The sequence below is a fragment of the Membranihabitans marinus genome (genome assembly GCF_019802045.1).
Taxonomy (GTDB): Bacteria; Bacteroidota; Bacteroidia; order Chitinophagales; family Saprospiraceae; genus Membranihabitans; species Membranihabitans marinus_A.
Genome location: NZ_JAHVHU010000002.1, coordinates 297189 through 311633, shown reverse-complemented (window position 1 = coordinate 311633; position 14445 = coordinate 297189). Strand labels below are relative to the sequence as shown.

Genomic DNA, 14445 nt, shown 5'->3' with positions numbered 1-14445 from the left:
ACAATAATCAACTTTTATAAGCGAAAATTCATTAATATAAAAATAAAAAGTTCAGCCACAACCAGCGGTCTATTTATTGAACTATTAATATTATCGTACCATTCTTTATTTAACACCCAGCTTTCTTCCGGACCATATTTTAGTTTACTATTTGGATGCGAAAGTAATTTCATAAATCAGTATTCATCGTCCATTTCTATGGGAAGTACGACACGCCACAGAATTGACACAGTTCATTGTCACACCCGTATATGCCTGTATTGCAAAGACAAATACCGGTTTCATGTTCGAAAGGGTCTAAAGTTGCTTGTCGCAATTAAACGACGTAAGAGAAGAGAAGGTCAACGCTGCTCGGCCTGGTAGTTTGCGGGGGTCTTTTTAAGTAGCTTTTTAAACCATCGATAGAAGGTCGACCTGGAATTGAATCCGCTCTGGTACGCTACTTCGGTCAGTGATATTTCGTCCCCTTTATGATGGATTAGATGACAAGCGTGTTCCACTCGCATGGTGTTGATATACTCATTAAAGTTTTTGTTTTTTCGCACACTCAACACTTGAGTCAGGTGATGGCTGGGCACTTTTAAACAATCAGCCAAAAAATCCAAATTCAAATCTGGATCCAGCCACAGCTTCTCATTTTCCATAAGTTTATCCAAATCTTTTTCATAGGTCATCAAATCAGATTCTGTGAGCCCTGATTTTTTATATTGGGAGTCCGATTCCAGGTATTCTTGCGAAGGATTGGATGGAGTGACATCAATCTTTTGACCTTCTACCACTGAATTGCCAATTATGATTGGTTTCCTATTACAAATAAAAAGAAAAATTGAAAGCAAACTCAACAAGAAAAAAGTATATATCATCAAGCCTCCTACATCCACCCCGGGTTTCTGAAGAAAAATGGAATCCTTCAATATGATATTAATAAAAAACAGTGACAATATAAACAGCATCAGAATGTTACATATCAGCACTATGTAAAATCTAGGATTAATTCTGTATTGTGATTTATGTATGATTCGGGATGATATCAGACCATATCCAATGAATGATACCGGAATCAAGCTATATAATATTTTCATGTAAATCCTGGCAATCGGTGTCCGGTATTCCAACTGGATGATTAAAAAGGTCAGTTGCAATACTAAAAAAACAAGATAGGGCAATGCATGCATGACAACTTGCCGAGGAACAATTCTATCTGTCAATCTGGTTTTCAGCAATACATACAAAAAAGGCCCATACATCAAGCCAAAAGGTGCAGAATTTTCCACCCATCCACCTTCAGGGAACCAGATCTTACTAACAAAGACATAGACAAAATGAAATAATAAAAAAACCAAAAACGAAGTGAGTACCTGATAAAAAGAACGTTGGTATTGATGAGGTTTTTTTAAATGAAACGCCAAAACCATCAAAACCACCAAAATATCAACAGCTACTAGTATCTGAAGTATATTCATAGTAAAAGGTTACCTTACATTATTTTCACTGCTGTTTTCTTCTTTATTCAGTGATCGCAAATATTGATTGGGCGTACATTCATTGACTGCTTTGAAGTATTTATAAAAGGTTGTTTTAGAGTTAAATCCACACATATCTGACAATGCTTCAAAAGAGATGTTTTTATTTTCATCCAAAATTGTCATCGCGTATCGAATCCTGTACTCTCCGATCATTTGATAAAATCCTTTCTTATAATACGTGTTGAACAAATGAGATAGCCGTGACTTTGCAATGCCCGTTTTAGCCTCCATAGAATCCAAAGATATGGTAGGATTCACAATCCAATTAGAATTCATCAAAGCTGCTTCTACTTCCGCAGCCAATTGAACCGTCTCAGATTGGGGGTTTTCATTATCCGGCGTCGGCGCTGAAATAGTTAAATCCACAGGTGTTTTATGAACCGAAAGACTGTACGGCATCGTTTGCTCTTTATTTTGAGGAACTGAAACACGGAGGAAATCAAACAGAACCCAAACCAACTTAAGCGCCACAAGAATAACGACTATGTATATGGTGTTACCAATGGAATAAGAATCATTTAAACCGACAAAAAAGACTTCACTAAGTTTTAGAAAAACAATTGGTGTCAACACAACAAAAACCATGGTCACGATGAGAATAACGTTCACTTCAGAAGAGCGGGATGAAAAATCAATTGATTGGGCCCGAAATAAGACCCAAATAGTGTATGCCATAATCAAGCTAAAGGTCAACACATAACAACTGATACTCAATGACCTTTGGCTAAAATGGTCAAAATCATAAAAAAAATCTAAATGCCAACCGACAAATGAAACAACTGCCAGAATAAAGTAAGGAAGCGCCTGCCACCATACCACTTTGATGACGGGGGCATCATTTCTGTGGTTCGTATAAGAGAATCTTAACAAGGGGCCCAGTACTAACACGACCTGCACATAAACCAGAGATAAATCAACGATCCACATCGATAAATGAAGGACTGAAAAAAGCAGTAGAATGGTAATAAGAAGCATTTGCGGAAAGACCAAAGCAACACCCTTTGATTCTAAAGGGTGTGTCTCATTCTCTGCACCTAATACCTGACTGTTTATGAAATGGTGATCCACTAGCAAATTGCTTTCATACCTTACAATGAAGTAATTCTTACACTTGGCGCCTTTCTTCCATCCTTATAATTCCACACCATTCTTAGCTCCCCGAAGGCTTGTCTAATTTATTTTCATCATGTATTGAAATAAAACTTCAGATTTCATCCACCTCGGCATGCATGCTGAGTAATCCATGAGCATTGTTGTTACTTCGAGAAGTATATTCCAAAAAAATTACCGCAAATATAGGATTTTAATTATCAAAATAATTCCTATTTCAAGACATTCCCCCAGTTTCGGAAGGTCTGACATACACATTAGTAGTTATAGTTTCATGGCATACTACACAGACTTCAAAATAGTAAAGACGTCCAGCCAAGACGATCGTATTGTTATTCACCACGCTGTTTTAAGCCGGTGGACCTCCAGGGCATGGATCTTTACCTGATCCTTTCTGGGTGCAAATTGGAGTCCAGCATTATTTTTAGCTTCTTGCCTCGGTGAAAGAACCGTAAACTGCCCATCGTCTGCAAATACTTCGATGGAGGTCTTATCGACTAAAATTTCCAGATCGATCATTCGGTCTTCCATCTGATCTCCGGCATAGAATGCTCCATTGAGCTTATTGTGATTAAAACTGTAAGACGCGATCAAATTTCCATCCAGTTGCAGATCAAAAGCAATCCCTTCGATCATCTCCACCTTCATTTTGATCTGAAACAAATCCCCTTCCGTTTCTTGCAGCACCTCGTTCGCTCCAGAAACATCCAGGTCGGTCCATTTCCAGGATCTCGCATACAATTTTTCAATACCATCAATTGGTTTTGAACACAACCGAATGCCATTTCGCGTAGACTTCAAACTCAGTTGCGTGGGAAAAGCCATCATCTGATTAAACGGCATTTCCGGATGCGAGATTTGCGCCCAACCGATCTGGATCACCGGAGAAGGATACCCTGGACTATTGCTGAATGTCTGTGCTGCATACATCGGGCCCGAGTAATAATTGTGCTTCCCCGATTCAATCACAAACCGTTCTCCGTCGAAATCTCCGATAAAATAGGTGCCGGACGCTCCATACATGACCCATTTCATATGGTTCTCATCTCCGTCCACCGGCATCTGAATCAGTTCAGGACATTCCCAGAATCCGGGTTGATGACTTTGATAGATCCATCCTTTCAGATCGGTGGAAGTATAAATCGAGTGGCCATCTTTTTCAAAAAGAACCATCACCCAGCGGTCAGTCTCCTCATGCCAGAATACTTTGGGGTCCCGGGTATTTCCAGACTCCCACCGTTCCTTACTATCGAGAACCGGATTGTTTTTGTACTTACGCCACGTTTTTCCTTCATCATTACTGTAAGCCAGGCATTGCACCTCATGACCCGGCCTGTGTGCGGTATAAATGGCAACCAACACATCTTCTGTACCTTGCTGAAACCCGGCAGTATTTTTCTCATCCACCACGGCTGAGCCCGAAAACATCGTCCCCAGTGAATCTGGATACAGGACGTCTCCCTGTTCTTCCCAGTGTATCAGATCAGTACTTGTCGCATGTCCCCAATGCATATTTTCCCAAAAAATCTCATAGGGATTATGCTGGTAGAACAGGTGATAGACCCCGTTGGCATAGACCAGGCCGTTTGGATCATTGTTCCAGCCTCGTTTGGACGAAAAATGAAACCGTGGTCGGTACGTTTCCTGATACAGGCTGTCTGCCCCGGTGATCTCCGCAGACTGATATATTTGTGCTATGCCCTGCCGGTTTGAAGGATAATTGATTTTAAGATCTTGATTTTGAAAGGTAGTCAGATCCACAAAAACCCAATAGTCAGGCGATCCATCACTAAGTCGGATCACAAACTTGCGGACGGTACCATCTTCAAAGGTCAAGGTCATCTCTTCCCGGGCTTCCGATTGATTCACCGGCAAATTCAGGTATTTTTCAGAAATAGAAATCGTTCGTTCTGTGGATTGACCCATAAGTCCGGAAGTAAAAGAAATAAATAAGGAAGCAATCAATAAATGGGGTTTCATACAGAGCTTATTTTTGTCATGAACAGATGATTCAAAAGTAACAAAGTTTTCGCGTCCATTTTTACGTCTGGCAGAATACTTAGATAATTTTGATGATTTGCACGGAGGTGAAATACAAGGACCATAAAGAATTCTTATATAAATTTGTATATTGGCCTCGCATATAATCATACAAACAGTAATAAGAAATAATATACCATGAAAAACAACCGTAGAGATTTTATTCGGAAGACCGGTTTAGCAGGTTTGGGTTTGGCAGGAGCAGGATTCGTCCAGGGTAAAGAATCCAATCAGATCCAGGGACTCAAACCCAAAAACAACCAGCAGCATTTTAATATGTCGGGTTATGCAGCACCCGCTTTAGACACCGTGCGGGTTGCTGTCATCGGACTGGGACAACGCGGTCCCGGAGCCGTGAATCGGTTGAGTAAAATCCAGGGTGTAGATATCAAAGCATTGTGTGACATTCAGCCGGAACGCACAGAAAAAGCTAAGAAAATCCTCGAAGGTACTCACCACGCGCCGGATTTGTATTCGGGATCAGCGATGGCCTGGAAGAAAGTTTGTGAACGCGATGATATCGACTTGGTATACATCGTTACACCATGGGATTGGCACACTCCCATGTGCGTCTATGCGATGGAACACGATAAGCATGCTGTTTGTGAAGTACCTATTGCCACCACTTTGGAAGAATGCTGGCAATTGGTAGAAACTTCCGAACGGACAAAAAAACACTGTGTCATGATGGAAAATTGCTGTTATGACTTTTTCGAGCTTTTGACACTCAATATGGCTCGACAGGGTTATTTCGGTGAGATCATTCACGGAGAAGGGGCTTACCTGCACAATCTGCTGGGGCTCAACTTCAGCAAAACCGGATATTCGGACATGTGGCGACTGGAAGAAAACGCCACACGGGACGGGGATCTATACGCGACCCATGGCCTGGGCCCGGTTTGTTGGGCGATGAACATCAATCGCGGGGACAAAATGGAATACATGAACTCCATGTCGAGCGATGATTTTATGATGCATGACCATGCGGTGGAACTAGCCGCAGAAGATCCATTCTTCAATATGTGGGCGAGTAAAAAATACCGGGGTAACATCAATACCAGTTGCATAAAAACACACAAAGGTCGGACCATCATGGTACAGCATGATGTCACATCGCCACGCCCTTATTCCAGAATCCATTTACTTTCCGGCACCAAAGGTATCGCGCGCAAGTGGCCTTCACCAGCGCGAATCGCCCAAGGTCACAATTGGAAAAACGAGCAGGAATTCAAAGAGATTGAAGAAAAATACACCCCGGAACTGGTTGAAAAAGTGGGTGATATGGCAAAAAAAATCGGTGGTCACGGTGGCATGGACTTCATCATGGACTGGCGACTCATCGACTGTTTGCGCAATGGCCTTCCACTGGACAATGACGTTTATGACGGTGCCTTGTGGAGCGCGATATCGCCACTCAGTGAAGCCTCTGTCGCCAACCGATCCAATTCGATTGATGTTCCTGATTTCACCAGAGGTTCGTGGAAAACCAATGCGCCTGTAGACATCTCCTTGCGCGGTGGCGGGAACACCAAAGTGGTGACAGGGTAACTGTTAATTATTAATGGTTAATGGTTGATGGTTGATGGTTGATGGTTGATGGTGGATGGTGGATGGTTGATGGTTGATGGTGGATGGTGGATGGTTAATGGTTGATGGTTGATGGTTAATTGTTGATGGTTGATGATCGTTCGGCACCCGCTCAGGTCGACGAACACCCAAAAGCGAAGCGACCCAATACCCAAAAGCCTTTTATCTAAACACCACTTCAGTGGCGCCAAATCCATATTTGGGGTGGTGTTCGTTCGTGTAAGAAGCGACCGATGGGTCAAATTCCAGCTTATTAGCGATGGCTTTCTTGAGACGACCAGACCCCACGCCATGAATGATAAAAACCCGGTCGATATTCATGGAGCGTGCCTTGTCCATATACCATTGAAATGTTTTCATCTGCCGCTGGTAGATTTGATCCGGGGGAACAGATTTTGCGTTGTCGAAAAGTTTTTCCGCATGGAGGTCGAGTTCTCGATTGAAAACGGCCAATTCGGAAAGGTCGCGGATCACATTGGATGTTCTTTTGGGTTGCGATGACCCTGGTTTTCGTTTTGAAACAGGAATACTTTTGAGGCTGTCGGAATTCGACGATTGTTTCCATACCAGATAGCTTCGTCCTGGTCTGTTCTCCCAAGCGTCGAGCAGGGTCAATTTAATAAAATGCTTGGGTTTGGGCTTTATCTTACACGTTATAGTTTCTGCATGCCCCCTGGATGAATGTCGCTCCAGCTCCATTTCAAAATGTGGGTAATCGTTGATCTGATCAAAAGGAATCTCCCCCATCAGCGATTTGGATTCGGGGGGCAGGGTGCCTTTCAAAAGAATGGGCTCCGGTCCGTTGAAAGTTATGTCACCCTGGAGCTTAAAGGTATCCGAGGTGTCATTTTGGAAACCGATCTGAACACGTTGGTTCTCTGATTTGTATATCAGTATTAACGATAATGCTTTCATAGAGCTAATTCTAGGTCAACCATGTTGTAAATTCATCGACAGATTTTGAAGGTCGCTGTCGGGGTTCATGATCGTGGCGGCCCAGGAAAAACAGCCCGAGAATTTTTTCACCGGGTTCGAGGGACAATTGACGGGTCAATGCTTCTACGGCTGGGGCACCGGTGGACCAATATCCGCCCATTCCCAGCGCTTGTGTATGGATCCATATATTTTGGACGGCCATCGCCGTAGCTGCAATCTCCTCCCACTCCGGCACCCGTTCTCTGGGATCTCGCTGATAACTAATGACAATCACGGCCTGGGATTGGTCCATTTTTTCTTTCATCCGATCTCCCTTTTCAGGTTTGTTGGTTTTATCCTCCACAAAGGTTTTGATCTTATCCGCATATGAATGCTTGGAATCCCCCATCAGGACATGGAATCGCCAGGGTTCTGTTAATTTGTGCGTTGGTGCAAACCGGGCGGCTTCTAACAATTCTCGCACTTGTTCTTGGGTAATCTCATTGTTGTTAAACCGATCCGGGTATATGGCTCTTCGTCGAGAGACCGCCTTCAAAACATCATTCATAATTTCCTTATGTTTTATTTCAATATGGCCCCATCAGGCACCTGTGGATCACAAGTTGCCAAGATAATAGCCTTGCTTTCATCTTCAAAACCCACCAGCAGAAATTCACTCATCAGCGGGCCGATTTGTTTTTTGGGGAAGTTCGTTACTCCCATAACCGCTTTACCGGGCAAATGTTCAGGGAGGTAATGTCGGGTAACCTGAGCGCTCGTTTTCAAAACACCTTTTTCAGCGCCAAAATCGACCCAGATCTTGTAGGCAGGTTGTCTGGCTTCCGGAAATGGTTCCGCCTTAACAATCGTTCCTTTTCGGATTTCTATTTTCTTGAAATCATCCCAGCTTATTAATGATGCATCTTGTGTCATAACACAAAAATAGAAGAAGAAATTAATCCACGCCAAGCTTGTCAAAGATAATTTCGTGGATAAAAAACCGATCTCATTCAAATCTTTGGCCTTGGTGACTTATATTTGCAGCCAATTCTACAAATCCATATCACATATGCCTAAAGATCAAAGCATTTCTTCAGTTCTAATTATCGGTAGCGGCCCCATCATAATCGGGCAGGCTTGCGAATTTGATTATTCCGGATCTCAGGCCTCCCGGTCGCTTCGGGAGGAAGGGATAGAGGTCACGCTAATCAATTCCAACCCAGCAACCATCATGACTGATCCGGTCACAGCAGACCATATTTACTTATTACCTCTGACTCCAGAAAGTATTGAAAAAATCCTCCAGGAGCGGGAAATTGATGCTGTACTCCCCACCATGGGCGGGCAAACAGCGCTCAACCTTGCCATTGAAGTGGGGAAACTCGGAATATGGGAAAAATATGACATCCGACTAATTGGTGTCGATCTCAATGCCATCGAAATCACAGAAAACAGAGAGGAGTTTCGAAAATTGATGGGCGAAATTGACATGCCGGTAGCCACCTCCATCATCGCAAATAGTTTTCTCGAAGGAAAAGATGCGGCTCAGAAAATCGGGTTTCCACTTGTCATCAGACCCAGTTACACACTCGGTGGAACCGGTGGTGGATTTGTGATGGAAGAGAAAGATTTTGATGACGCGCTGCGTCATGGTCTCAATTCATCGCCAACCCACGAAGTATTGGTCGAAGAAGCGGTGCTCGGTTGGAAAGAATTTGAACTCGAACTACTCCGGGACCGAAATAACAACGTCGTGATCATATGTACAGTTGAAAACATGGATCCGATGGGTATACACACTGGGGATAGCATCACCGTGGCTCCTGCAATGACGCTATCGGATACTACATTCCAACGAATGCGGAATATGGCCATCAAAATGATGCGTTCGCTGGGTAATTTCTCCGGCGGATGCAATGTCCAGTTTGCCATCGATCCGGATACGGAAAATATCATTGCCGTAGAGATCAACCCACGGGTTTCACGATCTTCCGCTTTGGCCAGTAAAGCAACGGGATACCCCATCGCTAAAATCGCAGCCAAACTCGCAATCGGGTATACCCTGGATGAACTCAAAAATCAAATAACCGGCAACACCTCCGCCTTTTTCGAGCCCACACTGGACTATGTCATTGTCAAAATGCCCCGATGGAATTTCAATAAATTCTACGGGTCCAGCCATGAACTGGGCTTACAAATGAAATCGGTGGGAGAAGTGATGGCCATTGGACGATCTTTCATAGAAGCCCTTCAAAAGGCCTGTCAGGCACAAGAGAATAACCGAATGGGACTGGGTGGGGATAAAAAAGAATGGATTCGCACAGATGATATTTTGGAACGCCTCGAAAAGCCTTCCGATGACCGGGTGTATCGCATCAAGGATGCCTTGCGGCTTGGGGTCCCCATCAGTACAGTGCACCGCCTGACCGGTATCGACAAATGGTTTTTGAGAGAAATCGAGAAACTGGTCAAACTGGAACAAAGACTCACGCACTACAATGTCGCAGAAGACATTGATGAGGACTTTATGTTAGAACTCAAACAGCACGGTTATTCAGATGCGCAAATTTCCTGGTTAATGCGACTCGACGAAGATGAAGTTACCCGTCATCGTAAAAATATTGGCGTCCGCAGAACATATAAAACCGTAGATACCTGCGCTGCCGAATTTGAAGCAGAAACCCCTTACTTCTATTCGACGTTCGAACAAGAAAATGAAAGTAAGCGTTCTGATAAGAAAAAAATTATCGTCTTGGGATCCGGCCCCAATCGAATCGGTCAGGGCATCGAGTTTGATTACTGCTGCGTTCATGGGATCTTAGCGATCAAAAATGCCGGCTACGAGGCCATCATGGTGAATTGCAATCCGGAAACCGTCTCTACCGATTTTGATATTGCTGATAAACTCTATTTTGAACCGGTCTTTTGGGAACACCTGGAAGAAATCATAGAATTGGAACAGCCGGAAGGAGTGATTGTCCAGCTGGGTGGTCAGACTGCTCTTAAGTTGGCTGAGAAACTTCATGAAAAAGGAATTCCGACGATTGGAACTGATTTCCTTTCGCTCGACCTGGCAGAAGATCGTGGTCGGTTTTCAGATATGCTAAAAGATCTTGACATCCCCTATCCCGATTATGGTGTCGCCAACACGGTGGATGAAGCAATCGAAATTGCGAATCGCGTCGGCTACCCGGTCTTGGTTCGACCATCTTATGTACTGGGTGGCCAGCGGATGCGTATCGTGATCAATGACCAGGAACTGGAACGACATGTGCTTAGCATCTTCAAGCATTTACCTGATAATCGGGTATTGATCGATCATTTCCTTCGCCGGGCGCACGAAGCAGAGATCGATGCGATCTGCGACGGAGAAGATGTCCATATCATGGGCGTAATGGAACACATCGAACCGGCCGGAATTCACTCCGGGGATAGTAGTGCGGTACTCCCGCCCTACAGTCTGTCGCAAAAAAACATTGACACGATGGTGGCCTACACTAAAAAACTGGCAGTAGCCTTAAAAACTGTGGGCTTGATCAACATCCAATTTGCTATACAGGATGAGAAGGTCTACGTGATCGAAGCCAATCCACGCGCAAGCCGGACGACTCCCTTTATCGCCAAAGCCTATGGAATACCCTATATACAACTGGCTACAGAGGTGATGATGGGAATTAAAAAGGTGAAAGATTTCAACGTAGAAAACAAATTGGATGGGTACGCTATTAAGATTCCTGTCTTCTCATTCGATAAATTCCCGAATGTAGATAAGAGTCTCGGGCCAGAAATGAAATCCACGGGAGAAAAAATTTATTTCATCGATGATCTGTCAGATCCATATTTCAGGGAACTGGATAAACGGAGGTCCATGTATTTGAGCATGTGATTCCTCCCACAGAGAACGTTTAAAACACAAAACCCTGTAGATCAAAAGATTTACAGGGTTTTTTTATTAGCTAAAATAGTTGTCGGGATGACTGGATTCGAACCAGCGACCCCACGCACCCCATGCGTGTGCGCTACCGAGCTGCGCCACATCCCGAATGAGGGACGGCAAAGATAATGAATGTATCTCTATTCACCTATTCTTTTGTTTTCAAAAATTAGGCTGGGCTTCCAAAATTGAGGTGTAAAGTTCTACCGACGGATGCTCTACCCGATGTCTCATCGGGGATGACGAATCGCGAATTCGATGGATCCCCAAAACATATAACTTGGTATATTCCTTATATTAGCACAGAAGATACAGAATGAAAAATAAGATTTATTACATCATGGGCGTTTCCGGAAGTGGAAAAACCACCGTAGGAAAGCTATTAAGCCAACGGTTGGACATTCCATTTTACGATAGTGATGAATTTCATCCGGACGCCAATATCAAAAAAATGTCTGAAGGGACTCCTTTGACTGACGAAGATCGCCAGCCCTGGCTCCACGCTATTCAAGCGTTTGCTCAAAAAGAACTTCCCACGCAGAGTCTGATCATCGCTACGTCTGCGTTGAAAGAAGCCTACCGCCACATACTCGATAAAAACTTACCCAAAGATCAGGTTCAGTGGATATTTCTTTATGGAAATTATCAATTGCTTTATCAGCGAATTAAAGACCGCCAAGATCACTTCATGCCCGAATCGCTCCTTCAATCCCAATTTGACACCTTGGAAGTTCCACACCGAAATGTAATTGCCGTAGAGGTAAACAAAACGCCGCAACTAATTGTGGACGAAATCATCCGAAAACTTTCTTAATGACTGGATATTTCAGTCGGGAGGCTTTATATTTGTCTTTCACCGCAAAAAACTGCACATGAAAGATCCGTTGATTGATAAATACAATGTTCCCGGCCCCCGATATACCAGTTATCCAACCGTACCGTATTGGCAGCCCGAATTCTTCTCCGTTAAAAAATGGATGAACGAGGTTGAATCGAGAACCAAGGCTGATCCGGCGATTTCCCTCTATATTCATCTCCCATTTTGCGAAAAGTTGTGCACCTTTTGCGGGTGTCACAAACGGATCACAGTCCGCCATGAAGTGGAAGATCCATATATCGCCTATTTACTCCGAGAATGGCAACAGTATCATTCCGTCATAACCCGTGAAATTACGATCAGTGAATTGCATCTCGGTGGCGGAACACCTACTTTTTTTTCACCCACTAATCTGGCTGCACTGCTGGACGGGCTCTTTCAGCAGCCCGGGGTTAATCTACCTGACAGGCCCAGGTACAGCTTTGAGGGGCATCCCAATAACACAACAAAACAACATTTAGAAACATTGTACCAATATGGTTTTCGACGGGTGAGTTTTGGGGTCCAAGATTACAATGAACGAATTCAGAAAGCAATTAACCGGATACAACCTTACGATCATGTCCAGCAAGTCACCATGGACGCCCGGGCAGCAGGTTATGAATCTGTGGGCCATGATCTCATTTTTGGGCTGCCATTCCAAACTCTGGCTGACATCCGAAGAAATATCAAATACACGCAGCGGTTAATGCCAGAGCGAATTGCATTTTACAGTTATGCACACGTTCCCTGGATCAAAGGCACCGGCCAGCGGGGTTTTGATGCATCGGATCTGCCTCCGGCTAATCTAAAGAGGGATATGTACGAATATGGCAAGGAACAATTGCAAGGATTGGGGTACGAAGAGATAGGTTTTGATCATTTTGCTTTACCTGGAGACGCACTTTCCGCAGCGAGCAGAAAAGGCACTCTGCATCGAAATTTCATGGGGTATACGGAGGTAAATTCAACGAATATGATTGGTCTGGGGGTCTCCGCGATTAGTGATATGGGATCAAGCTTTGCCCAAAATGAAAAAAATGTGGAACGCTACTACGAACTTCTTGATGCTGGAAAAAGCACTGTGACAAAGGGCCATCATCTTGACCATAGAGACCAAGTCATCCGGCGCCACTTGTTGAACCTCACTTGCCGACTTGAAACCTCATGGAACGAAGATGACATGAAGTTTGACGTATTACCGGAAGTGCTTGACCGGTTGGAAGAACCACTTAAAGACAACTTAATCCAAATCTCAAACAACACCTTATCCGTCACAGACCGGGGCCGTCCGTTTATTCGAAACATTTGCATGGCTTTTGACCTTCACCTCCATCAAAACCAACCTGAAAATCGAATTTTCTCTATGACCGTGTAAATCTAAGCTAGTCTCGACAGAATTTTTGGGAGCGACCCTGCCGAGTGATCATGGCATGGGCAGGCCGTGTATTAGATTGAACCGTACTACACCGCGGTCTAGTATTTTTCGTCACAGATTTGGCTAACTTGTAAGATTACAGTTCTTTGATCATGATATTCTTAAACTCCACATAGTCTCCGTGATCTTGTAAGCCGATGTGTCCTTTTTTAAAGGTTCCAAACCCAGGCCAGCGCTTGAACTTACTATTTGCCAGCATTTCAGTCCACTGATCATTGAACATTTGAGTTTCGACCACTTGTGTACCATTTAACTTAAAGACAAGGTGCCCCTGATCAAGAATAATATCTACGGTATTCCATTCCCCGGCAGGGTTCTCTGTTTCTGGTTGAGCCTGAATAAGATCATATAGGCTACCAGCTCGATGGGTAGGATATTTGGCATCACCGTGGCATGTATTGTCCAGTATTTGCATTTCGGGTCCTGTATGATATGTTTTCTCTTGGCCGTTTTCCTGAATATTAAACATAATCCCGGAATTCCCACAGGCGGATATTTTCCAATCCAGTTTTAAATGAAAGTTTGAATATTCCTTGTTGGTTACCAAGTCTCCACCCTTTGATTTGACTTCAGGATCAAAAATTAAAACCCCATTTTTGGCACTCCACTTGGCACTGACATTGTCCTCATTGAAGGTGTGCCATCCATCCGTTGAATTTCCATCGAAAAGCAATTTCCACCCTTCTTTCTTTTGCTTTTTTGTCAGTGTATTGTCTTTAGAATTCATTGTTTCCTGGCGTTCTGAAGTATTCTGCCCTGCAACAGCTTTTTTAGAATTTCCACAGGCCGAGAGACCGAAACATATAAATGCTACGAATAAAGTAAGTAATGTGCTTTTCATATAAAAATTATGTTTGGGTGGATGAATTTGTGAACCAAAGATACAATATAGTCTGATAAATTGAAATACCATTTCCCAATATAAAATTTACACCACCGCTTTGATTTAACGTCATCTTAACGATCGCGTCACGGAAGCTAATTTTGTTCTCATTATATTAGACATTTTTTAGCCCATGCAGTACCACATCGTTCACGG

General features: G+C 43.6%; 11 protein-coding genes and 1 tRNA gene. 4 read left to right on the top strand and 8 right to left on the bottom strand.

The features are described 5' to 3' along the window. Window positions 1–341: 341 nt before the first annotated feature. The 3 genes from KUV50_RS01590 to KUV50_RS01580 all read right to left on the bottom strand — a co-directional run bounded on the left by KUV50_RS01590 (window position 342) and on the right by KUV50_RS01580 (window position 4616). The gene (locus KUV50_RS01590) at window positions 342–1463 is read right to left on the bottom strand and encodes a helix-turn-helix domain-containing protein (protein WP_222578329.1); all 1122 of its coding nucleotides are present in this window, start codon (window positions 1461–1463) and stop codon (window positions 342–344) included. A 9-nt stretch (window positions 1464–1472) separates the two neighbouring features. After that, window positions 1473–2594, bottom strand: coding sequence for a helix-turn-helix domain-containing protein (locus tag KUV50_RS19550; RefSeq protein WP_222578328.1), 1122 nt, complete (start codon window positions 2592–2594; stop codon window positions 1473–1475). A 378-nt stretch (window positions 2595–2972) separates the two neighbouring features. Further along, a complete protein-coding gene (locus KUV50_RS01580; protein WP_222578327.1) occupies window positions 2973–4616 on the bottom strand; it encodes a glycoside hydrolase family 32 protein in 1644 nt (547 codons plus the stop codon). Between the two features lie 198 nt (window positions 4617–4814). Here KUV50_RS01580 and KUV50_RS01575 point away from each other — a divergent pair, with 198 nt between their 5' ends. Continuing rightward, window positions 4815–6224 carry a Gfo/Idh/MocA family protein gene (locus KUV50_RS01575; protein WP_222578326.1) on the top strand — a complete coding sequence of 470 codons (1410 nt, stop codon included), beginning with the start codon at window positions 4815–4817 and terminating at the stop codon, window positions 6222–6224. A 201-nt stretch (window positions 6225–6425) separates the two neighbouring features. Here KUV50_RS01575 and KUV50_RS01570 read toward each other — a convergent pair whose 3' ends face one another. The 3 genes from KUV50_RS01570 to KUV50_RS01560 are packed head-to-tail and all read right to left on the bottom strand — an operon-like array spanning window position 6426 to window position 8111. After that, window positions 6426–7178 carry a Smr/MutS family protein gene (locus KUV50_RS01570; RefSeq protein WP_222578325.1) on the bottom strand — a complete coding sequence of 251 codons (753 nt, stop codon included), beginning with the start codon at window positions 7176–7178 and terminating at the stop codon, window positions 6426–6428. A gap of 10 nt (window positions 7179–7188) precedes the next feature. Beyond that, window positions 7189–7746 carry a nitroreductase gene (locus KUV50_RS01565; protein WP_222578324.1) on the bottom strand — a complete coding sequence of 186 codons (558 nt, stop codon included), beginning with the start codon at window positions 7744–7746 and terminating at the stop codon, window positions 7189–7191. A gap of 14 nt (window positions 7747–7760) precedes the next feature. Further along, window positions 7761–8111: a tRNA-binding protein gene (locus KUV50_RS01560; protein ID WP_410000024.1), complete on the bottom strand. Its 351-nt coding sequence runs from the start codon at window positions 8109–8111 to the stop codon at window positions 7761–7763. 136 nt (window positions 8112–8247) lie between these two features. Here KUV50_RS01560 and carB point away from each other — a divergent pair, with 136 nt between their 5' ends. Continuing rightward, the gene (gene carB / locus KUV50_RS01555) at window positions 8248–11064 is read left to right on the top strand and encodes a carbamoyl-phosphate synthase large subunit (RefSeq protein ID WP_222578322.1); all 2817 of its coding nucleotides are present in this window, start codon (window positions 8248–8250) and stop codon (window positions 11062–11064) included. Window positions 11065–11146: 82 nt separating this feature from the next. Here carB and KUV50_RS01550 read toward each other — a convergent pair. After that, window positions 11147–11220: transfer RNA gene (locus KUV50_RS01550), tRNA-Pro, on the bottom strand. Window positions 11221–11428: 208 nt separating this feature from the next. Here KUV50_RS01550 and KUV50_RS01545 point away from each other — a divergent pair. Together KUV50_RS01545 and hemN are read left to right on the top strand one after the other, a co-directional pair. Further along, entirely contained in the window at window positions 11429–11926 is a 498-nt protein-coding gene (locus KUV50_RS01545) for a gluconokinase (protein ID WP_222578321.1), read from the top strand. A 58-nt stretch (window positions 11927–11984) separates the two neighbouring features. Then, on the top strand, window positions 11985–13346 hold the full coding sequence (gene hemN / locus KUV50_RS01540; protein ID WP_222578320.1) for an oxygen-independent coproporphyrinogen III oxidase: 1362 nt from the start codon (window positions 11985–11987) through the stop codon (window positions 13344–13346). Between the two features lie 136 nt (window positions 13347–13482). On the opposite strand, the gene KUV50_RS01535 is transcribed toward hemN, so the two are convergent. After that, window positions 13483–14247, bottom strand: a complete 765-nt coding sequence (locus KUV50_RS01535; RefSeq protein ID WP_222578319.1) for a DUF1080 domain-containing protein — start codon at window positions 14245–14247, stop codon at window positions 13483–13485. Window positions 14248–14445 lie beyond the last annotated feature (198 nt).